Raw genomic sequence first — 23,389 nt, forward strand, 5'->3', positions numbered from 1 at the left:
GGAGAATGGAAAATTACGATCGCGTTCAATTTACTAAATAGCACCTATGCCTGTCAAAGTTGGAGATATCGCGCCTGATTTCACCCTAACTTCTCAAAATGGCTCGCCAGTCAGCCTTAACGATTTTCGCGGTCAAAAAGCCGTTGTTCTCTATTTCTACCCAAAGGATGACACGCCTGGATGTACGGCTGAATCTTGTGCTTTTAGAGATAGTTATGAAACCTTCAAAGATGCTGGTGCAGAAGTGATTGGCATCAGCGGCGATTCCTCAAATTCCCACGCTCAATTTGCCAGCAAATATCAGCTTCCCTTTACTTTGTTGAGCGATACTGGCAATCAAGTCCGAAAACTATACGGCGTTCCTGCCACTTTAGGACTCCTGCCCGGACGAGTTACCTATGTGATTGACAAAAATGGAGTGGTGCAGCATATTTTTAACTCGCAGTTAAACTTCAAAGCTCATGTTGATGAGTCTCTCAAAACGCTGCAAGAACTTCAAACAGTCTAGGCAATTTTAGATTTTAGATTGCAGATTTTAGATTTTTATCTGAAATCTGCAATCATTTAAGTTCGTAGTTCGTAGTATTTGTTGGGTTTCGCTTCGCTCAACCCAACCTACCAAAAAAAGCGAGGGTATTGCTATGAGAAAAATCATTATCGGTGTAATGGGCCCAGGCGATCGTACCACGGCATCCGATTTAGCCTATGCTTACGAGTTGGGCCAACTCATCGCCCAACAGGGATGGGTGTTGCTGACTGGCGGTAGAAATGTGGGTGTGATGGACGCCGCCAGCAAGGGTGCAAAGGAAGCTAACGGTCTCACCATCGGTATTCTTCCCAAGAACGATCGCAATAGCATCTCTGAGGGTGTTGACATTGCGATTTTTACCGATATGGGTAACGCCCGCAACAATATCAATGTGCTTTCTAGCGATATAGTGATAGTCTGTGGAATGAGTACAGGGACTGCTTCCGAGGTTGCCCTTGCACTCAGAAGTAACAAAAAAGTTATTTTGTTAAATAATACTGAGGAAAGTAAAGCTTTTTTTACAAGTCTATCAAAAGATAACGTTTTTATTGTTACAAATCCCCGCGAAGCTATTTTAACTGCTAAAGAAATAGGCGATTTTGCCTAAACCACTATCGAAAGAGCGATCGTATTGCTTTTTTAGCCTGTCATTGGAAATAAAACAAACTATATAAAACTAAATTTATCTTTGTACTGAACCAAGATAGCCTTTCTGAGGCGGTAGGTGAAGCTTACCCAACAGCGCTACGATCGAATTATAGAAAGTCTGAAAGCTGGCGGGGTGTTATATGAAGGATAATACGATGTCGCTCGATCGTCGCACGGGGACTTCTTTTTCCCTTACCAAAGTTAGCACAAAAGTCTTTGCGGCTGTGGCGATCGCTCTGAGCTTATCCATATCGGCAAACGCCGAACCCGTTGCCCAATCGAGAAACACTCGTTCTCAGCAAGCTCAAGTACCGGCAATAGTTTATCTCCCCGATGTGCAATTGCAGCAACTCGCACCGCAAGAAGTTGCCGTAGCAGCAAATCGCCCAGTCACCGATGCCGTCGGTAAAATTCTGCAAGCTTACAAAGGTCAGGATGTTGGCATCACGGGGTACAACGTTAGCATTGACCCAAATACCCACGCAGCCACAATAAATTTTATCGTCAAAGATCCTCGCGGAGCCGAAGTTTTTGAAAGTTTGAGCAGTGCCAATCAATACGCTTTGTTTGAATCGATTCGGCAAACGCTGCTGAGCCAATCGCTGTTTAATATTGAGGAAATTACTTTCACTGCAAACGGCGTTCCTTTTGATATTTGATAGCGAGCTTATTTGAGAATTTTAATAGAACGGGAGATGTTAGGGGTATGAAAATATTTGGGCTGATCGCACCTTTACTTTCATCATTTAATAGTGCGATCGCTCTCTCCCATATCTTCCGTTCTTTGAGATTCTGCATCAGAAGGAAACGCTAATCGAATATTAATATCAATTGATATTGTATTTCCATTCGTTTCTTCAAAACCTACATTAAGTATCTTTACTAATGGCTCTAAAGGCAAAGAATAATTTAATTTAGATTTAACAGAAGACTTAGTTTGACTTTTATATCCCGCACCTTCCAGAAAATTATTAATATTTCTCCAATTTCCTACCTTTTCGTTAGGTACATCTGGCATACTTTTAAAGTATTGGTATAAAGTTTTGCAAACATAAACTTCCACACCCTTCGGACTTTGCAATAGTTTGCGAGCCATTTCAGCCGGACTGTAGCCGCACAGCAATCCCCGCAGATAAAGCTTTTCCCGCTCAGTTAGTCCCTTTCTAGCGCGAGGAGCGCATTTGTGCTTAGCTTCCGCCAAATCTCGGTATAGCCTTTCTAAATCCCAGTTATTTGCAGCCTCGGCAAACATCTCATCGTTAGACATGGCAAGGGTTTTGGGTAAGTTGATAGTGTAATGCTAACCAAAAATTATAGTGTTTGTTAGCAGACAGTTAGTTGTGGCTAGTTTAGCATCGGTATAGCTCATAAGCTTGTGCTTGGTCAAAGGCTACTTTACTAAGTAAAAATACTCAAAGCTAAACAGCGATAAGGGAATGAATGTAAAGTTTTGTAAAAAATACCGATGTTTTGCGTAAAAAAAGCTGTTTTTCAGAGGTTTATAAAATGTCAAGTGATTTAGAAGACATACTAGGAAATGCCGCTGATAACTTTTTCAGTGCTGCTGCTGGCGGTCTTGGAAAAGCCATTGGAAACATGGCAGATAGAGCCTTTAAAGATCAAGAAGAAGATGAGTTTGTAGAGATTGACTCAGATGGTAAGGTTCATCCCTACAATCCCTCTCTATCTTCAAAAGGAGTAGCTTTGCGCGATCAAAAGGCTGAGTACTGAGGTAATTAACAATGACCAATATTGCTACTAATCGCGGACTATTATTTATGGGGGCTGATTTATCCAGACCCAGGATGGCAGTTGAAAGTGAGAAGATAAAACGCTACTTTTCACAGTTTGTCTTTAAAGGCTCAAAAGGAATTGTGACCTCTGTACAAGGGTATTTGACGACAGCAGACGGGAATTCTTACTACGTCAAAATAGAAGTTCCTGAAGACTACCCATACACTATGCCAAATATAAAGTTGCCGGAAACAACGATTGAGTCTGCTTGTCCTCATAGGTATAAAGACGGTGATTTATGTGTTATGAAGCCTGAGCAATGGTCTTCAAGCTACTCTTTAGCATTTATGGTAGCAAAGGCTGCAATATGGGTCAATAAATATGATGTTTGGAAACGTACTGGGCGCTGGCCTGGAAAACAGCAAGAACACTAATGAAAGAGCAAAATTCTTTACTTGATTTTGACCGGATAACCTACCTGCTAAATCCAGAACAGTTTGCTGATAAGCGTATCACTATTGTTGGTTTGGGTAGTGGTGGTACACCAGCCTGCGATCACCTTGTAATGAATGGCATTCGCATTTGGGAACTTTACGATCCAGATACTTTGGGAACTGAGAACCTTGTGAAGCATCCTCGAATGCGTAAAGACCTGGGGAAACTTAAAGTAGATATCCAGAAGGAGTGGATAGAAGACCGAAATCCAAATGCAGAGGTTGAAGCTTTTGCAGAAGATGTGATGAACTCCACCAAGTTTATTGAGTCAGTGCGTCGTTCAGATCTGGTGCTTTCTTGTTCAGATAAGAAGAGTGTCAGAGAGTTTGTGAGCGACCAATGTGTAGTAGCGAGAATTCCTTTTGTAACAGCTTCGGTGTTTCGTACAGGTATAGGAGGTGAAGTTTTCGGCTATATTCCAGATCAGACTGGTTGCTACAGATGCTTACAGCTGTACTCTGAACTTAATCACATTAACCTGTCTGATGATGCTTTAGGACTTACCGGAGAAGAGCAGCACAGAATTTATGGGGTTGAGGAACGGAAATTTCGTGCATCAGGACTATCGATTGATATTCAAATGATTGCTTTGATTCAAGTTCGCATGGCTCTGTCTATCCTATTGCAAGAGTCAACAGTGTTAATGCCTCGGCTGAAAAGTAACTGGATTGTGTATGCCAATAGACCTGCAAAAGGCATATTCCGGAGCCATTTTGAGGCAAAGCAGATGCTTTTGAAACCTCAAAAAGTATGTAACTGCACAGAGCAATCTCACCTACAGGAGTCATAATATGTCTGGGTTCTTGCGTTTGTTAGGAATAGGCACAAACGATTCTAGATTTTCCAATCTAAATGTAACAGTAGAAATTTATGAGACTGTGATTGCAAGAATAACTCATGCAGTATCACGATCAGACCGAGAGGAAGGAGGGAAGCTCATTGGGAAAATAAGTGAAAATGGCAATCAACTAAAAATCACAGTAGAAACTTACATTGACTCAGGGCCGCGTGTCAATAACTCAATAGGTCACTTGATGCCAGATGGCGAGTATCAAGAAGCTATGTTTCGTGTATTGGAAAAATTTGACCCGGATATTCATTACCTGGGTTCTTGGCATACTCATCATTGTAATGATCTACCAGAGTTAAGTCCAGGTGATATTAGAAGTTACAAAGAAACTTTAAATAGCCGAAATTACAATTTGGATTATTTCTTTGCATTGTTGGTAACAGCTTTACGGGGCTCGAAAACTCAGAATCTTTACTATCTCTTTTTCAGAGAGCAAGAGCATGGTTACGAACTAAATGATTCACTTGTGCATACAGTTTCTCGAATATCCCCTTTAGACTCAATTTTGAAAAATGCAGAGGAAGTTGCATTTGCTCATCGTCGAAACCGAACTTTATATAGTAATAATGTTTATGGTACTAAATCGAGAGCATCTCAGATTGACACAGGAGTTGATCCTCTAGAAAAAATCCGTAGTGAAGATCAACAATGGATATTAGGGGAAATTCCTTGGGCAAAGCCACGTCAATCTAAGAAAGATGGCTCAATATACTGGCAGTGGCAAATGGATTCAAATGTTGGTAAGCTTGATGTTTATTATAAGCATCCAAGTAACTCACCATCTATCCCAGCATACCTAGAAATTCTATTTGAGGGTAAGCAAATTATTTCAGAACATATACCATTGAATGATTCTCGATTTCAGAAGATTAAGTATTGTTTAGATCGGGCAATAGAGAAGACAAAGTGAACACTATGAGAAGGTATAGAGATCGCCTTCTCATCCCCCCATCCCAAAAGCCTTGTACTCACGCTCCCCGCAAGTGCGATCGCTCAATATCTCACCTATTCATGGTACATTCCTAACCATTACCATTAAAATGAGTACCAATCCTTGCCAATGTCGCAAGAACCTGAAATCGATCGTGGAAATGATGCACCTCGCTTCATCACAAAATTGATATCAAAAATGTTGAAATCCTTGTATCAAGCTAAGAACCTCTTCAGGATAACAACCAGCAGCATCAACTAATCGCACATCAGAATCGCTGGTAATCCTTCCCACAATTGCAGCGCTATTACCCAATCTTTTTACCAATATCTTAGCTACTTCTGGGGGAAGACACAACACTAATTCAAAGTCTTCTCCGCCATATAACGCCCATTTTATTGCTTGTTCTGGCGATATCCAGTTATGTAAAGATTGTGGAATGGGAATGTGCGATCGCTCTATTCTCCCCCCCACACCACTCATCTTACAAATCTGTACTACGGCATCTGCCAAACCATCGCTACTATCCATTCCAGCAAGTTCAATTTTGGATTTTGGATTTTGGATTTTGGATTGGTAATCTAAAATATCCCAGAGAGTTGGTAAAATATCTAGTCTGGGTTTTGGACGTTGGTGTGCTTGAATTAATGACTTTCGATCGGCTTCGCTAAGATTTTTTCCTAGTTCGGGATGCAGTAATAATTCTAATCCGGCGCGGGATGCACCGTGAAAACCTGTTACAACGATCGCATCTCCCACTTTAGCATTAGAACGGCGGATAATTCGATGGGGGAAAGCTTCGCCAAAAGCGGTAATTGAAATGGTGATGACGGGCGATCGCACCACATCTCCACCTGCAATAACAGTATTATATTGTTGCAGGCATTCTGTCATTCCTTGGTAAACTTGTTCTACCCAGCTAACTGCTGTATCGCCAGTCACTCCCAATCCGATTGTAATACCCAAAGGTGTGGCACCCATTGCTGCCAAATCGGATAAATTTGCCGCAGCAGCACGCCATCCCACATCTGACGGGGAAGTAGTGCGATCGCTAAAATGTACGCCATCAACTAATACATCAGTTGTCACAACTAAAGATTGTCCCGGCGACATTTGCATCACCGCCGCATCATCGCCAATAATGTCAGCAGGACAAAAACTTTGCAATCTTTTCAGCAGTCCTTGTTCGCCGATATCTCGAACTTTTAAGCTAGACATAATCCACAATAATTTTAACAAATAAAAGCTGCGCTCGCCGCCGATAACGTGGCACGAGCGATCGCTCTCCATTGGTTTTAACTAGACTTGAATTGTTTGTATTTATGCTCCTATCTTTTTCTTCAATTGATTCCTCGCAATGCCATCTTGCGACTTTCAAAAAGTTGTCCCACAGCCTCTATTACCGTTTTAATCGCATAGGGATCGCACTCTTTGAGAAACTCTTCCGCTTCAATTTTTCCATTAAAGAAATCTTTAGCTTTCTGAAGCAAGTATCCACCAGAGTCAAACCCTATAGATTTGATAATAAACGTAGTTACTGGGGAATTCTTAATATCGTAAGGAGAATCTTTATTGCGACCCTTAGCCAAAAGCTCTAATACCTCACTTTCCAGTTCATTTTTGGGTTGATAGCCTTCATCGATATTGGGGATAAAATGCTGCAATGCAGCTGATTTTACATTTATATCAGGTAATTCTCCCATCATAGTAGAAAGAGGAATATCCCTTCCCATGCGATAGGAAAGCGCCTCCAGGATAGCGATCGTAGTGAGCTTACTTCCCAAATAAAGCTTAGCTACTTCCAGATTTTTTCTAGTTCTTTCCAGCATATTGCGGTAAGTTTCCTCATTGGGTTCGCCCATAAACTGCTGAAAAACCAGTTCTGGTTTGAGGAAGTTCATAAATCCTTCCATTTTTTGCAGAGATTTTCGGTATACCTGCACCGTGTAAGAATTGGCGTTGGGAAGTTCGTGGTTTGTTTCCGGTAAAAGATTCCAGGTATTATCTAAAAAATCAGCAGAGTTAGTAGAGGCAAAATTCTCCACATCTCGGTTTGCCAAGCGCACAGCTCGCTTCACCACCTCACAGGTTTCGGCATCTGTCCAGCCGAAATTGAACTGCTTGTTAGCATTGATCAAGCGCTGGTAGAGCATATCCATAGCGCTGAAACCGGATTCCAGCTTCGGACGAAAAGGAATTGTCGCCTCGATACAGGCGGCGATTTGCGCGATTACACTAGGAGAAAGAAACGGCTTGAGACATTTGGCCGCGATCGCTGCACTCAGAAATTCATTTTGTCCTGCGAACGGAGAAAGCGTCTGACCGGGAGAAAACCCGAATACCGTCGATACAATCTCAAACATTAAATCCTTGGTCAGTTGAGTAGAGTCTCGAATCACGAGCTGTCCCCGAACGTCCCTGACAAAGGGAGTAATGTAACTGCTAATGTTGAAACTGACGCCTTGATCTACTTGCACGTACACCAGGTCGTGAAACAGAGCTGCCAAGACCTCAATCGGATGTTCCTCGCCGCCGACGTCAAAAATGTGTTCTGGAGTGTGGAAATAGCGCCAAGGGCCAGTCATGGTTTGGATAATCAGTTCGGCGATCGGCTCAACTTCAGTCCTTGTAATTTGACTTCCTAGCTCATTAATGGCCCAAACTAAACTATTTAGGCATCTTTCCTGAGCTTCTTTAAGTTCCATATCGGTCTCCCCGTTGTCCCTGATACAAGTGCATGGTATCAAAGGCATCCACAAAAACGCCATCTGCAACTTATTCACTTAAGCATTTGCTCCTCTCTAAATCTGTTCACCCTGCTAAGATTGACGGAAATTACCCATTTCAACAACCGACTTCCGGAATGAGCGCGTAGAGGGGTTTGACACACCAGCTAAAGCAGTGCTTCTGTCCTCCTCGTATCGCCGCCCCGATCGCATAGCCCCATTTAGCACTAAAGTTAGTCCTGGGGACTCTAGCACCCTGACTTAAAGTTTAGGAAATCGATAGAATATATCCCCGTCGGCATCCACTTCCGGAACTGCACCAAAGGTGTTAATCTGCTGTTCTAAGTACTGCTGAGCTAGCTGTGGCTCAACTTTAGCAGTGGCAGCTAGCTGGATTAGAGAAATGCGGCTATTTTGCTCTTTTAGCAATTGATAGAAAGCATTTTGCAACTGCTGTTGCTGGTGAGAAGTTGCAACTGTCCTCAAAATCAGTAAGACTGGTATACCAGCCAGAGTCAGCAAAAATATCAACTCAATAATTGCCATAATCTGACATCTAGTAAGGGTAATTTTAGATTTTAGATTTCAGATTGAGATACCATCTCTAAACCGCCATCATCAATTGAAAATTTTAGCTGTTCAATCTGGGCTTTTCCGACTAACCAGCTTTCTTTGCATAAGTCGGATAAAAGTTTTGTTTTTGGGTTAATAAATAAAAGGAAACAGCCTTTTTGTGTTTTGCTGATAAGCCTTGTAATCTTCACCGAACCTTGCTGCGAGCATTTCTTCCTCGATCGCAATTCTGTTGCCCAGCCAAACTGCACAAACCAAGCCCAGCAACATAAAGCTAGCAAAGCTTTGCAGCATTGTGCAATATCCCGCAAAAAGTAAAACATAGCTTAGATAAATTGGGTGACGCACGATACTGTAAATGCCTGTTGTTACCAGCCGATGATCGGGCTTAATCGCGATCCTGTCAAAAAATCCTTTCAGCGTGCGAATTGCCACTTGATTAATAATTATGGCGACTGCGATCGCCATAATTCCAACAATCCCTGATAAAGTGCGATCGGCGGGATTGGTGACAGCCACAGAGAGCGAAAATTCAAACAGCGCTAACCAATGCACCACTAATAGACCGATAAATTGCACAACCAAAGCCCAACGACCGGAAGTGCGCTTATATTGCTCATCTTCTGTAGTTTTGGTCAGTTTGCCATATCTAACAGCACGCCAAATTGTGGCCATAAAGAAGATCGCATAGGCGTGCAATAAAAAAATTACTTGCCACTGCTGCATCGCACCAAATAAAACTGCTGGCAGCACAATCAATATGGCAAGCATCCCCACCAATACCACACTTAACTGTATAGCTCTGACAAAACTGCTCATAGTTACAGAAATGGTAGGTGGTGAAGGAAATTTCAAATTTAAGATTTCAGATGACAAATTCAATTTTTCAATTGGCCATCTAAAATTTTCAATCTGAAATTCCCCATTAATCTCTATATTAACTTTCTTTGAGTCGCACGACGAACAAGCAGCGAGTCTAAGCTACCTGTGGTTGAATGAGATTTTCCGCACCTTCGATCGCCTTAGCGGACTCAATTTTATCGCCCTGCCGGAGCTTTTCCAACACTTCTTTCCCTTCGATTACGAAGCCAAAGACGGCATAGCGACCGTCCAGCAAGTTGAGACCGGCTGGTGTCAGTTCTGGTTCAAACAGGAAAAAGAAAAACTGAGAAGAACCGCCATTCGGTTCAAATTCGGGTCTAGCCATTCCCAAGGCACCGTAAGCGGAGAAAGGCAGCACGGGTTTATCCAGATAACGACCGGCGTCTTCGAGGGTAATGCCGTAGGTGGGCGCTTCGTCTCCCCTAACCAGAATTTCTAGAGGAATAGCGCGATACTTTCCAGTAGATGGATCGATGAAACCCTGCTCTGGGCCTGCGGGGTCTCCGGTTTGCAGGTAGTAAGATTCTTCGGCACGGATGAACGGCAAACCGTCGTAAAAGCCGCGCTGTACTAAATCGACGAAGTTACCGGCAGTAACGGGGGCACTATAGCCATCCACAACGATGGTGAGATTGCCCTTGTTGGTGACCATTTCCACAATGGCACGACCTTTGAGTTGGGGCAGGTTGCTGTACTCAGCTGGCACTTCAAAGGGGTATTTTTGTACCATTGTGTATTCCAGCAGGCCAACTTTATCGAGCAGCTTTGCCCGCTCTTGGGAGATTAGTTCTTTATCCTTGGCTTCGAGGGCAGCTCGGATATCCGCCAGACCTGCTTTCAGGTCTGCGATCGCAGTTTCTGCTTCGGCTTTGCGTTCTTCAGGAACGCTGGCTAGCAGTTGGTCTTGCCGATCGGTCAAAATCAATGATGCCTTGCTGATATCTGAAGAGATAGCACTCCAACGGCGATTAGACCGCAGTTGGGTAGAAATGTCTTCCAAACTCGCTTGCAGTTCGCGCACCGGCTGGTTGTCTATGGGTAGGGCGTACCGCAAAAGCGCTTTCGCATCGGTAATTGCATTTCCAGCCGGTAAGCGACTTTCGCGACCGCTGCTACCAAAAAAGTTCCACCCGGCACCGCTTAGACCGATATTGAGGAAGATCGCCAGCAGCATCATTACGCCGAGAAGCAGCCAGCGTTTTAGCGCATCTAAGACTGGAAGACTAGAACGAGGCATAAATAAATTTCTAAGTACACACAATTTTAGATTTTCCCATACCGTCGGTGATTGGCGATTGGGGATAGCTAAAAACGTAAAAATCACAAAAATTCAAATGATTCAATGTCCTCTCGATCGAATGCCCTCTGGATCGACTTTCTCCCCAGTCCCCCAAGAGCGGTACAATTAAAGGCCGATTGATCTGGCTAATAAACGTTCATGATTTCGAGTAACGACTTTCGACCCGGTGTTTCGATCGAATGGAATGGCGGCGTTTGGCGGGTCGTGGAATTTCTCCACGTCAAGCCAGGTAAAGGTTCGGCTTTTGTGCGGACAAAGCTCAAAAACGTGCAAACTGGCAACGTGGTAGAACATACCTTCCGGGCTGGGGAAACCGTGCCCCAAGCTAACCTAGAAAAATCTACTATGCAGCATACCTATAAAGACGCGGAAGAGTTCGTCTTTATGGAGATGGAAAGTTATGAAGAAGCCCGACTTTCTGCCAGCCAAATCGGCGAGCGCGTCAAGTACCTTAAAGAAGGCATGGAAGTCAACGTTATCCGCTGGGGAGAGCAGGTACTGGAAGTAGAATTGCCCAACGCGGTTGTGTTGGAAGTAACGCAAACCGATCCGGGAGTCAAGGGAGATACCGCTACTGGCGGCAGCAAACCTGCGATCGTGGAAACCGGTGCCCAAGTGATGGTTCCCCTGTTTATTTCTGTGGGTGAGCGCATCCGTATCGATACCCGTACCGATTCCTACCTGGGTCGTGAATGAATTTGAGATTTTAGATTTTAGATTTTACCCAAAATCCAAAATCTAAAATCTACCCATTGATATAGCTGAAAGCCAATTTAACGAGATCGAACAAGCTGTGGAATTGGATTTTAATGAACTTCGCGAACTCCTGACGGTTTTGAATGGAACCGATATCGCGGAGCTGACCCTTAAGAGCGCCGATTTTGAACTAACGGTGCGGAAAAGCACCCCCGACCCTATTCGGGAAGTATCCGAGCCTCTAGCTCGCGTGCAGCCACCTGTACCACCTCTGCCGAGCGACGCTCTAGCAATGCCATTTTATCCTCAACCTCCGGTGTCGATCGGTGTGCCTGAGAGCGCAACTGCCAGCTCGCCGACCGGGGCTCCTCCCCCCCAAGTTGAGCAAAAATGGTTAACAATTACTTCCCCTATGGTGGGAACGTTTTACCGCTCGCCTGCTCCTGACGAACCGCCATTTGTGGAAGTCGGCGATCGCATCCGTACTGGACAAACAGTCTGTATCATTGAAGCAATGAAGCTGATGAACGAAATCGAAGCCGAAGTCTCAGGGCAGGTGATGGAAATTTTGGTGACCAACGGCCAACCTGTAGAATACGGTCAAGTTCTGATGCGGGTTAACCCCGATTGATAAAAAGTGTATTATCGATTACTGTATTGTGATAGAAAAAAGAACTCGTACAATCTGGGGATCGGTCGGTTCCGAGTTAATTCGATGAAACAAGCGCAGCCTGTACCGCAAGAAGTTGTGCAACAAGTGGCTGAATACTTCAGCATTTTAAGCGAGCCAATGCGCCTGCGGCTGTTGAACTTGCTCCGCAATGGCGAAAAATGCGTGCAAGAACTGGTAGAGGCGACCGAAACCAGTCAGGCTAACGTTTCCAAACACCTGAAAGTGATGCTGCAAGCGGGTATCCTCAGCCGCCGTAGCGAAGGCACTTCCGCCTACTACAAAGTGGAAGATGAGTTAATCTTCGATCTGTGTAACTTGGTGTGCGATCGCTTAGCAACGCGCATTGAACAGCAAGCGCGTCACTTTCGGGAGTTCAGTCTAGCTAGCAAAGAATAAGAAAAGTCAAAAACAAGAGGGAGAGGGAGAAAAGAGCGGCATAAATGGGGGAAAATCTGAATTTTTCCGCTCTCCCCTTTTTTCTCTTCCTTCTCTCCTCTCCCTTTTCTTTTTAACTTTTGACTTTTGACTTTTAACTTTTCCCAAGCCCAACTAGAGAGGAAAGTTTTTCTGAAAACTTTGGCGAGTTAGTGGCTGTTCGAGCTCTAAGCCTTCACCACCCAAAGTTTCCAGGGGTTTTCCATCCACAGCGATCAACACCTTGGCATTAGGGTCTAAACTGGTAGCGGTATAGATGACCTGTCCTAAGCGCCCCGTCATCGCCGCGCTGCCACCGCCAGAGTTAAACTCCTGAGATAGATCGACCGTCACGGTATCGTTTTGAACAGTAACGCTGCGGAGTTTGGTTCCTTTGGGAATACTTGTCGAAATTTTGTCATCGGTAGCGTTAGGCCCAGCCAGCAAGCGGACAAAAGCTTGTGCCAAAATAGCATTGGGACTTTTACTGGCAGCCTTATCCAGCGTTACCGGACGACCCACCAGTTCTAGTTTATTGCCTCGATCTTGAAGCCAATAGATTTCTGCCGTTTCCGGTACTGGAGCTGGCTGTGGTGTATTGGGGGTGTTTGTTGTAGAGTTTGTAGAGTTTGTAGAGTTTGTCGGCGTAGGGGTGGGAGCGGGAGTACGCGAATTCAATGCCAACCAAACCGTTCCGCCACCAATAGCCAAAATTATACCCCCGATAGTCGCAATTGCACGCCGAGAAACGGCACGATCGGGTTTTCGCTTGTTCATAAATACGTAGCTCCTTGAGAATTGGCAGGTTCTGTGTGAGGAGACGATAAGAGGATAATAATTTCCGGAAAAAGGTTACTTTTTGTCAGTTTGAGGCAAAGAGTCCGGTTTTATTCGCACAAAGGCTGCTATCTCCATTTGCTGTGGTTTTATATTCAATTGTAGAAGCCGGGCTGTGATTCCTGCATCTTCCAATTTACGGAAATCAAACTGCTCGCTGATGGTTTCGGCGATCGGACCGATCAAGAAAGCCGGCAGGGCACTATCGTTGATCGAGGCAGTTGGCGAAATCAATTGGATCTGACGCCCGGAAACTACGCCCAGCCCCGACTCTACCTTGAGATTTAGCTGTTTGGGATTGGTTTGCTTGTCGGCACCTTCACCTTTTTCCTGTAATGCTACCTGAAAACGCACGCGGTTATCAGCCAGAAATTCTACCCGTGGATTGACAAACTCGTAAGCTTGTGCTTGTTGACCGCCCATATTGCCCAAAAAACCGCTTCCCAGGTTACGCAACCGAGCTGTGACTGTCGGTGATGCGAGCAGTTTGTTGACGTCATCTTGGGTTAAAACGAAACGCAATCCAGCCTGTATCGGTTGCCGCAAAGCCCCGCTCGGCAATCTTTGACTTTGGTTACCCTCGACGGGCGGGAGCTCGCTGCGTTGCCTAAGACGCTGGATATTGAAATTCAGGGGGTCGGTTTCCATTTCTAGAGCTGCGATGCGGAAGTCTGGCGTCACCCATAAGCCTCGTCCTGCAATTCGCACTCGTTCGACTTTGCCTTGTATGAGTTGGTGAGAGGGAGCGTTGTCAACGCGCACTTGCAGCTGTTCCACCTTTTCCATACGAGAGCGAATCACATTTTGGGCGACGCTATCGACGACGAAACCAACTGGGGAAAGGAAACCAAGTAAGCCAGATAAGAGGAGTGTGAATAATTCCATTGGTGATTGGTTAGGGGCTAGAAAAGTCAAAAGTCAAAAGTCAAAAGTCAAAAGAAAAAAGAAAAAAGAAAAAAAGGAGTTAGGTTTAGGTAGTAGAGAATTATAACTAATACCTATTGCCTATTAGATTCCAGTTGCGGTAATTTGAGAAGAACACCAGCAAAAAACCAATAATAGATTGCCACTGGCAGAACATCTAGCGGGTAATAGTAAATGTTGTAGCTGATAAACAAGACAAATGCCCACAGACAAATTCCCAAGCGACGCAACTTGATATCTTTAACCGATCGGTAAGCTTTGAACGTGAGGAAAGTTAAGATAGAAATCACTGCTAGCATAGCGATCAGGCCAAGTGGCCCTATTTCGTAAAGCACCTTGGGATAGTAGGTTTCAACCAACGCAGTTTCGCCGAAAATACGTGCTGCATTAGTAGCTCGTCCCAAACCACTACCAAAAAAGCTTTCTAAGTTGCCCAGCACCCAGTCAAACTGGGGAACAATAAATTCGTAAAGGAGCGAATCTTTCCAATAACTGAAAAACTCAGTGTTTAAGCCAAGTACAAGCACAATTGCGCCTCCCAAGTAAATTATAATCCCGCGCTTGAAATTTCCCCCAGGAGCTGCAAAAAATAGCAGAAGTGCGAAGATGGTAATAATTAAAACTAGCGCGATTTTTTGACCGGAAACAACCGCTACGAACAAGACTAAAGCCATAGCTACGAAGCTGGCATTTCGCCAACGACGAGAAGTTTCGCTCACAGCAGAAGCAACGGTGAAAAAACCATTTGAAATCAGAAACCAACCCCATTGCCAGGGTGCGGCAAATGTTCCCGGTAAGCGAATTACCCCCAGTTCGGGATTGTAAAGTAAAGCACCGCCGACAAAACACCTAGCATCGAGAGCTGCTTTGAATAAAGCATCTCCTTCCAGTCCGCTCGTACCTGTACACACACCGCTGCTAAGTAACAGGTATTGAATAAAAGCCAGAGTGCAGCAAATTAAGGCCAGAACAACGTGCAGGCGGATTAAAAATCGCAATTCATTTTTGTTGCGAATCAGGTAATAAGCACAAAAAATCAGGGGGATGTATCCGATTAGCACTTTTAAACCAATAATCCCCATAAAAAATGGTTGTTCGTCAAGATCGGAATTGAACTGTTGATAGCCGTTGACATAAACTAAAGTGACCGAACAACACGCCAATAAAAACAACAGTGGCTGCTTTAGGGGTTGGGCAATTACTATGGGTAAATGCGAGCGCTGACAGTAAATAATTAAAGCAATAAGCGCGGGTACGTAGAGGATATCTTTAGTTATAAAAAAAAGTGGATTACCTCCTGCAATCGCATATGTAAAAGTGCCGATGAAAGGTAAGTAAATGAGAAATGCCCATAAAGCTTTGCGGGCTAGTTGATAGTAAAATGGCATGATTTTCAGAGAAACTAAGTGGCCGATGCTGAGCTGGGGAAATCCCCTCGCTCAGATGCCGTTTTTCTACTTGTGTATTGCTACTTCGATTCGTTGCTTGAGTGTGGAGACAACTTCATCCAGAGGTATTTCTTCGGATTTGTGGCTGGCTCTTTCGACGACTTCTACTTTGCCTGATTTGAGAGATTTTCCGGTGACAATGCGATAGGGAATACCGATTAAATCGGCGTCTTTAAATTTAACTCCAGCGCGTTCGTTGCGGTCATCAAGCAGAGTTTCAATTCCCGCTTCGTTGAGTTGGCTGTAAAGTTTTTCCGCTGCTTGCAGTTGTTCGCCGTCGCTGATGTTGGGAACTGAGATGATGACGTGATAGGGTGCGATCGCTACAGGCCAAATTATCCCATCTTTGTCGTAAGATTGCTCTACGGCTGCTTGCGCTAAACGCGATACGCCGACACCATAACAACCCATGACTAAGGGAACTTCTTCTCCTTGTTCGTTAGTATAAGTTGCTCCCATTGCTTTGGAGTATTTGATGCCTAATTGGAAAATGTGACCGACTTCAATTCCTCTGGCACTTTGCAGGGTTTGTGCGGGGTTGTGAATGGCCCGATCGCCCGGTCGAGCTTTTCGCACATCTACCACGATTTCCGGTAATTGGAATTGCTCTTTCCAGTTAGCACCGATAACGTGATAACCAGATTCATTCGCACCGGTAACGAAATTTTTAAGTTCGACAGCAGTTTTATCGACTAACCGCAAAAACTTGCGATCGAGTTGTTTTTGGTCAGCAATATAATCGTCAGCGATATCGGGAGCAATATAACCCAAAGGTAAAGATTTCGCTGCCCATTTTGACTGTGCTTCTGCATCGGGAACCTTCAGCGATAATAAAGTTTTACCGCCGTAGCGATCGGCCAATTTCGTCAACTCATTTTGCAACTTTACTTCATTGACTTCTTGGTCGCCGCGAATGCTTACCAGCACTAACACCGTCATCCCATTATCGTAAACACCCTGATACAGAACGTTTTTCACAATTTGAGTGGGAGAACACTTGAGGAATTGACAGAGTTTTTCTATAGTTTCCGTTCCCGGAGTTTCCCGTTTTTCATAACTGGTAAAAGGTGAAGTTTTTGCATCTGCTGGCAAAGAAACAGCCTTTTCCACATTCGCGGCGTACTCGCCATCTTCCGTGTATAAAACTTCATCTTCTCCCGCTTCCGCCAACACCATAAATTCTTGAGAACCGGAACCGCCAATTGCCCCCGAATCAGCTTGCACGGGTCGGAAAGCCAAACCACTGCGCCGCAGCATATTGCTGTAGGCTTTGTGCATATCGTCGTAAGTTTTTTTGAGGCTTTCCTCATCCGCGTGGAACGAATAGCCATCTTTCATAATAAATTCCCGTCCGCGCATCAAACCAAATCTAGGGCGAATTTCATCGCGGAATTTAGTTTGAATTTGGTAGAGATGCAGAGGTAATTGCCGATAAGAACGTATCATTTCCTTGGCAATAGTGGTAATTACTTCTTCATGAGTTGGCCCCAAACTTAATTCTCGCTCTTGTCTGTCTTTGAGGGCGAACATGATACCCTCAGCTTGGGTGTACGTATCCCAACGACCGGATTCGCGCCACAACTCTGACGGTTGCAGTTGCGGTAAGAGACACTCTTGTGCGCCTGTAGCGTTCATTTCCTCGCGGACAATCTGAGAAACTTTTTGCAGAACGCGCCACATGAAGGGGAGATAGGCATAGATACCGCTACCGATGCGACGGATGTAACCTGCGCGGAGTAGTAATTTATGACTGGGGATTTCTGCTTCGGCTGGGTCTTCCCGCAGTGTGACGAATAACATTTGAGAGAGTCGCATCGTTTGTTCCCGTTCCCAACTGAGATGTTTGCTTTCTCAGTCTAGAACATCATCAGGATAATATCTCAAGTTCTTGAATCAACTCGCTATGGGTGAGAATCGGTACGGTGAGATTTACGCAGTCTTCGGTATTGTGAGTAACAATGGCATCCAGTAGGTTGATTGCATCTTGAAAATCTCGAAAATTGGCTATAAGTGCTGTTGAAATTGCCGCTTTGTTGAGTGTGGCAATTCGGCAGGCTTTGGCCATTTTTTTAATATATGCAGCCAGACTATTCCCTTCGGGTCAACAATTGTTTATGCTAATACATAGTTCTCTCGTCTCACAATCCCTACTGTACAAAATCTCGCTATAACTCAGTATAATGGCAGTTTATCAAGACCGCGAAGCGTTCATTCCCTATCATCGGCGCGATATCATCGAAATTTGCATTGAAGACGGCAAGTTATCGGCCACAGATGAGCAAAAATTCCGCGAGTTCTGCGAAATATTATCGGCTTATTATCATTTTCATCTGCATCATACATTGGAAATGCTAAAGGATAATTTCGATCCATTTAATCCTGATGCCGATAGCGAACCGAGGATTGCACTTACGAGGGAGCGAAAGGCAAAGATGGAAGCCGAACTGATTGCTGGCTTTGAAAATATTCTTTCAAGAGCAAATTATATAGCTTTAACAGAAGAAATGTTACAAAAGGTTTTCCAGGAAAAGACATTGATCGAATTAAAAACAAAAGTTGATTTTGATGATTTTGAACGAGTGGTTTGCTATTATCGAGGCGACAGTCAAAAGATTGCTACGGTTAAGAAGTGGTTTAAGAAGAAAAAACGTAAATCAGCCGTTTTTGAACGGGTGGTATTGCTGCTAAAATTTAAAGATGAAAATTATTTTGAATCAAAAAAAATTAAGTACGATCGCCTTAACTTCACGCCCGGTAAAATTTATATTTATTTTTATAAAAACATCCCCAAATTTGACTTAGAATTGCTATTTCCCAATGTCAAAATTAGCATGACCTGGAAAGACCGTATCCTCTTTGGTATTCCAGCTATAGGAGCTGCTATTCCGATCGTACTCAAAGTTATCCCTCAACTGTTGCTGATTATCAGCGCAATCTTATTTGTCGTCTTCGGCCAAGTAAATATCGGCAAAGATAATGCCAGCAAAAATGCGGTACGCGATGTTACACCAGTATTGGTGGCTACCCTGTCTCTGGCGATGACATTTGGCGGTTTTGCTTTCAAGCAATACAACAGTTACAAAAGCAAGAAAGTAAAATTTCAAAAAAAAGTTACCGACACTCTATTTTTCAGGAACTTAGCTAACAATGCTAGCGTTTTTGGAGCTTTAATAGATGCTGCTGAAGAAGAAGAATGTAAAGAGATTATCTTAGTTTATTATCATCTGTTAACAAGCGAAACATCTCTTACCCCGGAACAATTGGACGATCGCATTGAGGAATGGATGGATGAAAAATTTGGCACGGAAATAGATTTTGATATCAATGGCCCTCTACACAATCTGGAAGCAATACGCGGCAAAATCGTTAAAGAAGGCTGGGATGAAGCCAGTACGCCAGAAATACCTTTGCTGAGTTACGATGAGCGAGGGTTTTGCAAAGTTAGCTCCCTAGAGGATGCCAAAAAGATCGTAGATTATGTTTGGGATAATGCCTTTATCTGTGAAAAATGATGCTCGATCGCACGGTTATTTCGGAATCTCTATGGAAAAGTTCATATACGAAGATTTTCTCCCCCGTTCCCCCGCTCCCCCACTCCCCGATAGTTTCAGATGTGTAGTTTGAGACAGTGCGATCGCTATTTCCTTGGAGCCAAAAATAGTTTATGCTAATGCCTAGTTCATCCCTTTCACATTCTTGACGATCTAAAACATCGGCATAGCTCGGCATTATGGCAACTTATCAAGACCGCGAAGCATTTATTCCCTATCAGCGACGTGACCTGATCGAACTTTGCGTTCAAGACGGCCAATTGGCTGGCGCAGATGTGCAAAAGTTTCGCGATTTCTGCGAAATATTGTCTGCCTATTACCATTTTCAGTTACATCAAACATTAGAGGTTATCAAGGATAATTTTGCTCCTTTTGACCCAGATACCGATACCAAGTCGATCGCGGTCGTAACGATAGACCAAAAGGCGAATATGGAAGCTAAATTGGTCGATGCGTTTAAAACTCTCCTAGAAAGAGCCAATTACATTACTTTATCTGAAGAAATGCTACAACGTGCTTTTCAGGTAAGCTCATTGATAGAGTTAAAAACAGATGTCGATTTAAACGACTTCGAGCGCATAATTTGTTACTATCGTGGCGACACTCAAAAAACAACTACTGTGAATAAATTTTTGAAAAAACTCGAAAAACCAGTAGATGTTTTTGAACGAGTAGTTTTATTGCTGAAATTCAAAGATGAACGTTATTTTGAAGTAAAAAAAATTAAAGCGGACAATCTTAATTTTAAACCAGGGAAAATGTACATTTACTATTACAAAAATATTCCCAAATTCGATTTAGAATTTTTATTTCCGAACATCAAAATTAGCATGACATGGAAAGACCGTCTCCTGTTCGGCGTACCAGCAATTGGGGCAGCTGTGCCGGTGGCGATCAAAGTCTTACCCCAACTTTTGCTGATTACCGCGATAATATCATTTGTTGTCTTTGGAAAGTCAAGCATCGCAAATTTTAGTATCAACCAAGAGCAATTGAGTAACATCATGCCAGTACTGGTGGCGGCGTTATCGCTAGTGGTTGCGCTTGGTGGGTTTGCCGTCCGGCAATATAACAATTACAACAGCAAGAAAATCAAATTTCAAAAAAATATTACCGACACGCTTTTTTTCAGAGCGCTTGCTAATAACAGCAGTGTTTTTGGATCTTTAATTGATGCGGCTGAAGAGGAAGAATGTAAAGAAATACTCTTGGTTTATTATCACCTGTTGACGAGTAAGACACCTCTTACTCCCAAACAATTAGATGACCGAATTGAAGAGTGGATGGAGAAAAAATTTGGCACTAAAATTGACTTCGACATCAATGGCCCCCTACGTAACCTGGAAGCAATACGGGGCAAAATTGTCAAAGATGGTGCGGAGACAGACAGTATTTCAGAAATACCTTTGCTGACATATGATGAAAAAGGCTTTTGCAAAATTCCATCTCTAGAAGATGCCAAAACAGTCATAGATTACGTTTGGGACAATGCTTTTCTCTACGCCAAATAATGTGCGATCGCTCTAAATAAAAAAGCTCTATCCAAGGCGATCGCTCCTAAAAAACCATACCTATTTTTAGAGTTGAGAATTGAAATTTACCTAACAATAAATATCAACTCTCAACTTAGTATTTATTTCTGGCTTTGGCAAGTAAAATACTAATCCAAAACAACATAGGGAGACGAAAAGAAATATTTGGCTTTTTTCGATAAATCTTATTATTTTATTCATCCGGTTTATGTCCGAATACAATAATTTTTACAAATTATACTACGCTCTAAATAGCAAAAATTGTAAGGAAATTAAAAGAAATTTTTCAAATTATAACAATCTATCTAAATTTACAAATATATCCTTGAATCTGCGATAAAAATAATAGATAGATGTGGAATTGCAGCCAGAACGGTTTTAAGTAATGTCCGCTGAAACAAGTACCAAGTTTACTTCTGTTTACGGCCCAGTTAAATCTTGGCGATATGGTCGATCGCTCGGTATAGACCCCATTGGCCCAGTGTCTGTTTGTTCGTTCAACTGCGTGTATTGCCAATTGGGAGAAATTGAACGTAAAATATGCGATCGCGCTATCTACATCCCCACGACACAAATTCTCCAAGATTTGCAAGCTTTCGCGCCTTGGGATGTAGATGTCATCACCCTCAGCGGTAGCGGCGAACCCACTTTAGCACTTAACTTGGCAGAAATCCTCTCATCAATCAAACAACTCACTCATCGACCGACTTTAGTATTGACAAACGCCACATTATTATCAGACCCTGATGTGCGTGCGGCTTTGTCTTTAACTGACAAAATATCGGTCAAACTTGATGCCATTTCCGCCGAACAATTGCGGCGCGTCAATCGACCTGTGTCAGGGATAGAAATGTCAGATATTTGCACAAATATTAAAAATTTTCGTCAGGAATATCGCGGACATTTAGGCATTCAAACCATGATTTTAACGAAATGGAATGAAGCTACTAAAGCTGAATATCTGCAAATGATGCAATCTTTACTGCCGGATGAAATTCAACTCAATACCCCGACGCGCCCAAAACCGTTGAAACACGAAATAGACGGAAGAGAGAACCACAGCAGCGCCGATAATAGACCTTACGAAGTGCGATCGCTCAAATGTGTCAGTCTAGATGTTTTGCAGGAATTCGCCACCGAAATTAATCGCGCTACTGGTATTCCTGTACGTTATGCTCCCATTGGGTAAGTCTCTGAATTTAAGAGTAGCTAAATTCAACCGATCTTCGTCCGGGCACAATTGATATCTTTACGTCCGCATAAATGACCTTACCAGCGGCGAGGTCGAAGAGCCGAAAAGCTTACCCAGTCAATTTTCAGGTATAATTGTCGCCCTATCCGAATAGAGAGCAAAGTTACTCTTCTCTTAATAGAGATCTCCAAGATATACTTCTTTGCTACTTAGCGTGCTAAACTTGCAGGAAAATCCCTTCTGCGGAGTGATTCGATAATTTGTAGGCTGGGCATCACCGACCATCTAAATATAATTGGTAATTGCCCACTATTGCTTCTCTTGAAAGGGCTACAGGCGTTTTGGCAGGCAATGGCCAACCCAGCCAATGATATCAAGGTGTTTATGACAAAAGAAACATTTAAAGCTTTTCTCGTTAGCCAAATAGATAACAAAAATTACCAGACGAATATTGTAGAAAAAGTAGTGGATGACCTGCCACAAGGTGACGTTCTAATTCGTGTGGAATACTCTTCTCTAAACTACAAAGATGCGCTATCAGCCAAGGGAAATCCTGGCGTTACCAAAAAGTTTCCTCACGTACCGGGAATTGATGCTGCTGGAAGAGTGGTTATCAGTAAATCTGCCCAGTTTCAAGCAAACGATTCTGTGATTGTGACTGGTTTCGATTTAGGAATGGATACTTGGGGAGGATTTGCCGAATATATTCGCGTTCCTGCTGAATGGGTGGTTAGTCTTCCTGATGGAATGAGTCTGAGGGAAAGCATGATATTTGGAACGGCTGGTTTTACGGCAGCACTTTGCATCGACGCGCTACAACAAAATAACATTACTCCGGATAGAGGCGAAGTTTTAGTAACTGGTGCTACTGGTGGAGTTGGCAGTATTGCTATTTCTATTTTAGCAAAATTAGGTTACGCTGTTGTAGCGGTTACAGGCAAAGAATCGCAATATGACTACCTCAAGTTCCTGGGTGCATCATCAATAATCTCAAGAGAGGAAGTCAACGATAATAGCGGTAAGCCCCTGTTGAAAGAACGTTGGGCAGGAGTGGTAGATACGGTGGGAGGAAATACTTTAGCAACGCTGATCGAAACTACCAAGCATAGCGGCTGTGTTACCGCTTGTGGTTTGGTAGGTGGTGCGGAGTTAATAACGACTGTTTACCCTTTCATTTTGCGGGGAGTGCGGCTGATTGGAATTGATTCGGTTCAATGTCCGATCGCAACCAGATCGACGCTTTGGAAAAAGTTAGCGTCTGATTGGAAACCCTCGCATTTAGAGCGCGTGGTAACAACTGTAAATTTAGAAGAATTGAGAGAGAAAGTTAATGCAATTCTCCAAGGAAAAATTGTAGGGCGTGTGCTAGTTGACCTATCAAGGAAAGATCGGCTAGCCAAATTATAGTTAAATTATAGTAATGGCCAACGGCCATGCAGTCACAAACCAAACTA

Annotated in this window: 26 protein-coding genes; 15 read left to right on the forward strand and 11 right to left on the reverse strand. The window is 43.4% G+C overall.

All coding sequences use genetic code 11. The features are described 5' to 3' along the window. Positions 1–46: 46 nt before the first annotated feature. The 3 genes from H6G03_RS22360 (at position 47) to H6G03_RS22370 (ending at position 1,836) form a co-directional block, all read left to right on the forward strand. A complete protein-coding gene (locus H6G03_RS22360) occupies positions 47–508 on the forward strand; it encodes a peroxiredoxin (RefSeq protein ID WP_190468688.1) in 462 nt (153 codons plus the stop codon). Between the two features lie 133 nt (positions 509–641). Further along, positions 642–1,136, forward strand: coding sequence for a TIGR00725 family protein (locus H6G03_RS22365; RefSeq protein WP_190468691.1), 495 nt, complete (start codon positions 642–644; stop codon positions 1,134–1,136). 181 nt (positions 1,137–1,317) lie between these two features. After that, entirely contained in the window at positions 1,318–1,836 is a 519-nt protein-coding gene (locus tag H6G03_RS22370; RefSeq protein ID WP_190468694.1) for a hypothetical protein, read from the forward strand. Between the two features lie 83 nt (positions 1,837–1,919). Here H6G03_RS22370 and H6G03_RS22375 read toward each other — a convergent pair whose 3' ends face one another. Beyond that, positions 1,920–2,444 (reverse strand): helix-turn-helix transcriptional regulator, encoded by a 525-nt coding sequence (locus H6G03_RS22375; RefSeq protein ID WP_242057161.1) that lies wholly within the window; start codon positions 2,442–2,444, stop codon positions 1,920–1,922. Positions 2,445–2,683: 239 nt separating this feature from the next. On the opposite strand from H6G03_RS22375, the gene H6G03_RS22380 reads away from it, so the two are divergent. From H6G03_RS22380 to H6G03_RS22400, 5 genes are read left to right on the forward strand one after another with little or no spacing between them, the layout of a single operon-like run. Continuing rightward, entirely contained in the window at positions 2,684–2,908 is a 225-nt protein-coding gene (locus H6G03_RS22380) for a hypothetical protein (protein ID WP_190468698.1), read from the forward strand. Positions 2,909–2,919: 11 nt separating this feature from the next. Next, on the forward strand, positions 2,920–3,345 hold the full coding sequence (locus H6G03_RS22385) for a ubiquitin-conjugating enzyme family protein (protein ID WP_190468701.1): 426 nt from the start codon (positions 2,920–2,922) through the stop codon (positions 3,343–3,345). Continuing rightward, positions 3,345–4,196 (forward strand): HesA/MoeB/ThiF family protein, encoded by an 852-nt coding sequence (locus H6G03_RS22390; RefSeq protein ID WP_190468703.1) that lies wholly within the window; start codon positions 3,345–3,347, stop codon positions 4,194–4,196. The genes H6G03_RS22385 and H6G03_RS22390 overlap by 1 nt, the downstream gene beginning before the upstream one ends. Position 4,197: 1 nt before the next feature. Then, on the forward strand, positions 4,198–5,166 hold the full coding sequence (locus H6G03_RS22395) for a hypothetical protein (RefSeq protein WP_190468706.1): 969 nt from the start codon (positions 4,198–4,200) through the stop codon (positions 5,164–5,166). A gap of 52 nt (positions 5,167–5,218) precedes the next feature. Next, entirely contained in the window at positions 5,219–5,377 is a 159-nt protein-coding gene (locus H6G03_RS22400) for a hypothetical protein (protein ID WP_190468709.1), read from the forward strand. Positions 5,378–5,379: 2 nt separating this feature from the next. Here the strand turns inward: H6G03_RS22400 and thiL are convergent, their stop codons facing one another. The 5 genes from thiL to H6G03_RS22425 form a co-directional block, all read right to left on the reverse strand. Then, a complete protein-coding gene (gene thiL, locus H6G03_RS22405; RefSeq protein WP_190468782.1) occupies positions 5,380–6,405 on the reverse strand; it encodes a thiamine-phosphate kinase in 1,026 nt (341 codons plus the stop codon). A 122-nt stretch (positions 6,406–6,527) separates the two neighbouring features. After that, entirely contained in the window at positions 6,528–7,892 is a 1,365-nt protein-coding gene (locus tag H6G03_RS22410) for a hypothetical protein (protein WP_190468714.1), read from the reverse strand. A 282-nt stretch (positions 7,893–8,174) separates the two neighbouring features. Then, positions 8,175–8,459: a hypothetical protein gene (locus tag H6G03_RS22415; RefSeq protein ID WP_190468716.1), complete on the reverse strand. Its 285-nt coding sequence runs from the start codon at positions 8,457–8,459 to the stop codon at positions 8,175–8,177. A 159-nt stretch (positions 8,460–8,618) separates the two neighbouring features. Continuing rightward, entirely contained in the window at positions 8,619–9,362 is a 744-nt protein-coding gene (locus H6G03_RS22420) for a methyltransferase family protein (protein ID WP_199315419.1), read from the reverse strand. Between the two features lie 100 nt (positions 9,363–9,462). Then, complete coding sequence (locus H6G03_RS22425; protein WP_190468720.1) at positions 9,463–10,605, reverse strand: peptidylprolyl isomerase; 1,143 nt, start codon at positions 10,603–10,605, stop codon at positions 9,463–9,465. Positions 10,606–10,806: 201 nt separating this feature from the next. Here H6G03_RS22425 and efp point away from each other — a divergent pair, with 201 nt between their 5' ends. From efp to H6G03_RS22440, 3 genes are all read left to right on the forward strand, one after another. Then, positions 10,807–11,364 carry an elongation factor P gene (gene efp, locus H6G03_RS22430; protein ID WP_190468723.1) on the forward strand — a complete coding sequence of 186 codons (558 nt, stop codon included), beginning with the start codon at positions 10,807–10,809 and terminating at the stop codon, positions 11,362–11,364. A gap of 97 nt (positions 11,365–11,461) precedes the next feature. Further along, positions 11,462–11,995 carry an acetyl-CoA carboxylase biotin carboxyl carrier protein gene (gene accB / locus H6G03_RS22435; RefSeq protein WP_190468726.1) on the forward strand — a complete coding sequence of 178 codons (534 nt, stop codon included), beginning with the start codon at positions 11,462–11,464 and terminating at the stop codon, positions 11,993–11,995. Between the two features lie 84 nt (positions 11,996–12,079). Then, positions 12,080–12,433: an ArsR/SmtB family transcription factor gene (locus tag H6G03_RS22440; protein WP_190468729.1), complete on the forward strand. Its 354-nt coding sequence runs from the start codon at positions 12,080–12,082 to the stop codon at positions 12,431–12,433. A 153-nt stretch (positions 12,434–12,586) separates the two neighbouring features. Here H6G03_RS22440 and H6G03_RS22445 read toward each other — a convergent pair whose 3' ends face one another. The 5 genes from H6G03_RS22445 to H6G03_RS22465 all read right to left on the reverse strand — a co-directional run bounded on the left by H6G03_RS22445 (position 12,587) and on the right by H6G03_RS22465 (position 17,725). After that, complete coding sequence (locus tag H6G03_RS22445; protein WP_190468732.1) at positions 12,587–13,228, reverse strand: GerMN domain-containing protein; 642 nt, start codon at positions 13,226–13,228, stop codon at positions 12,587–12,589. A gap of 75 nt (positions 13,229–13,303) precedes the next feature. Beyond that, on the reverse strand, positions 13,304–14,173 hold the full coding sequence (locus H6G03_RS22450) for an LmeA family phospholipid-binding protein (protein WP_190468734.1): 870 nt from the start codon (positions 14,171–14,173) through the stop codon (positions 13,304–13,306). Positions 14,174–14,286: 113 nt separating this feature from the next. After that, positions 14,287–15,600 carry a hypothetical protein gene (locus H6G03_RS22455; protein WP_190468738.1) on the reverse strand — a complete coding sequence of 438 codons (1,314 nt, stop codon included), beginning with the start codon at positions 15,598–15,600 and terminating at the stop codon, positions 14,287–14,289. A gap of 66 nt (positions 15,601–15,666) precedes the next feature. Continuing rightward, positions 15,667–17,475 (reverse strand): proline--tRNA ligase, encoded by a 1,809-nt coding sequence (gene proS, locus H6G03_RS22460; RefSeq protein WP_190468741.1) that lies wholly within the window; start codon positions 17,473–17,475, stop codon positions 15,667–15,669. Between the two features lie 52 nt (positions 17,476–17,527). Continuing rightward, complete coding sequence (locus tag H6G03_RS22465) at positions 17,528–17,725, reverse strand: hypothetical protein (protein WP_190468743.1); 198 nt, start codon at positions 17,723–17,725, stop codon at positions 17,528–17,530. A 115-nt stretch (positions 17,726–17,840) separates the two neighbouring features. Between H6G03_RS22465 and H6G03_RS22470 the strand changes: the two genes are divergently transcribed. From H6G03_RS22470 to H6G03_RS22485, 4 genes are all read left to right on the forward strand, one after another. Continuing rightward, on the forward strand, positions 17,841–19,172 hold the full coding sequence (locus tag H6G03_RS22470; RefSeq protein WP_190468746.1) for a TMEM143 family protein: 1,332 nt from the start codon (positions 17,841–17,843) through the stop codon (positions 19,170–19,172). Positions 19,173–19,390: 218 nt separating this feature from the next. Then, entirely contained in the window at positions 19,391–20,722 is a 1,332-nt protein-coding gene (locus H6G03_RS22475) for a TMEM143 family protein (RefSeq protein WP_190468749.1), read from the forward strand. Between the two features lie 406 nt (positions 20,723–21,128). Continuing rightward, positions 21,129–21,932, forward strand: coding sequence for a radical SAM protein (locus tag H6G03_RS22480; protein ID WP_190468752.1), 804 nt, complete (start codon positions 21,129–21,131; stop codon positions 21,930–21,932). Between the two features lie 387 nt (positions 21,933–22,319). Then, positions 22,320–23,342: a YhdH/YhfP family quinone oxidoreductase gene (locus H6G03_RS22485; protein ID WP_190468788.1), complete on the forward strand. Its 1,023-nt coding sequence runs from the start codon at positions 22,320–22,322 to the stop codon at positions 23,340–23,342. The last annotated feature ends 47 nt before the right edge of the window (positions 23,343–23,389 follow it).

This window comes from Aerosakkonema funiforme FACHB-1375 (assembly GCF_014696265.1).
In the GTDB taxonomy this organism is placed as follows: Bacteria; Cyanobacteriota; Cyanobacteriia; order Cyanobacteriales; family Aerosakkonemataceae; genus Aerosakkonema; species Aerosakkonema funiforme_A.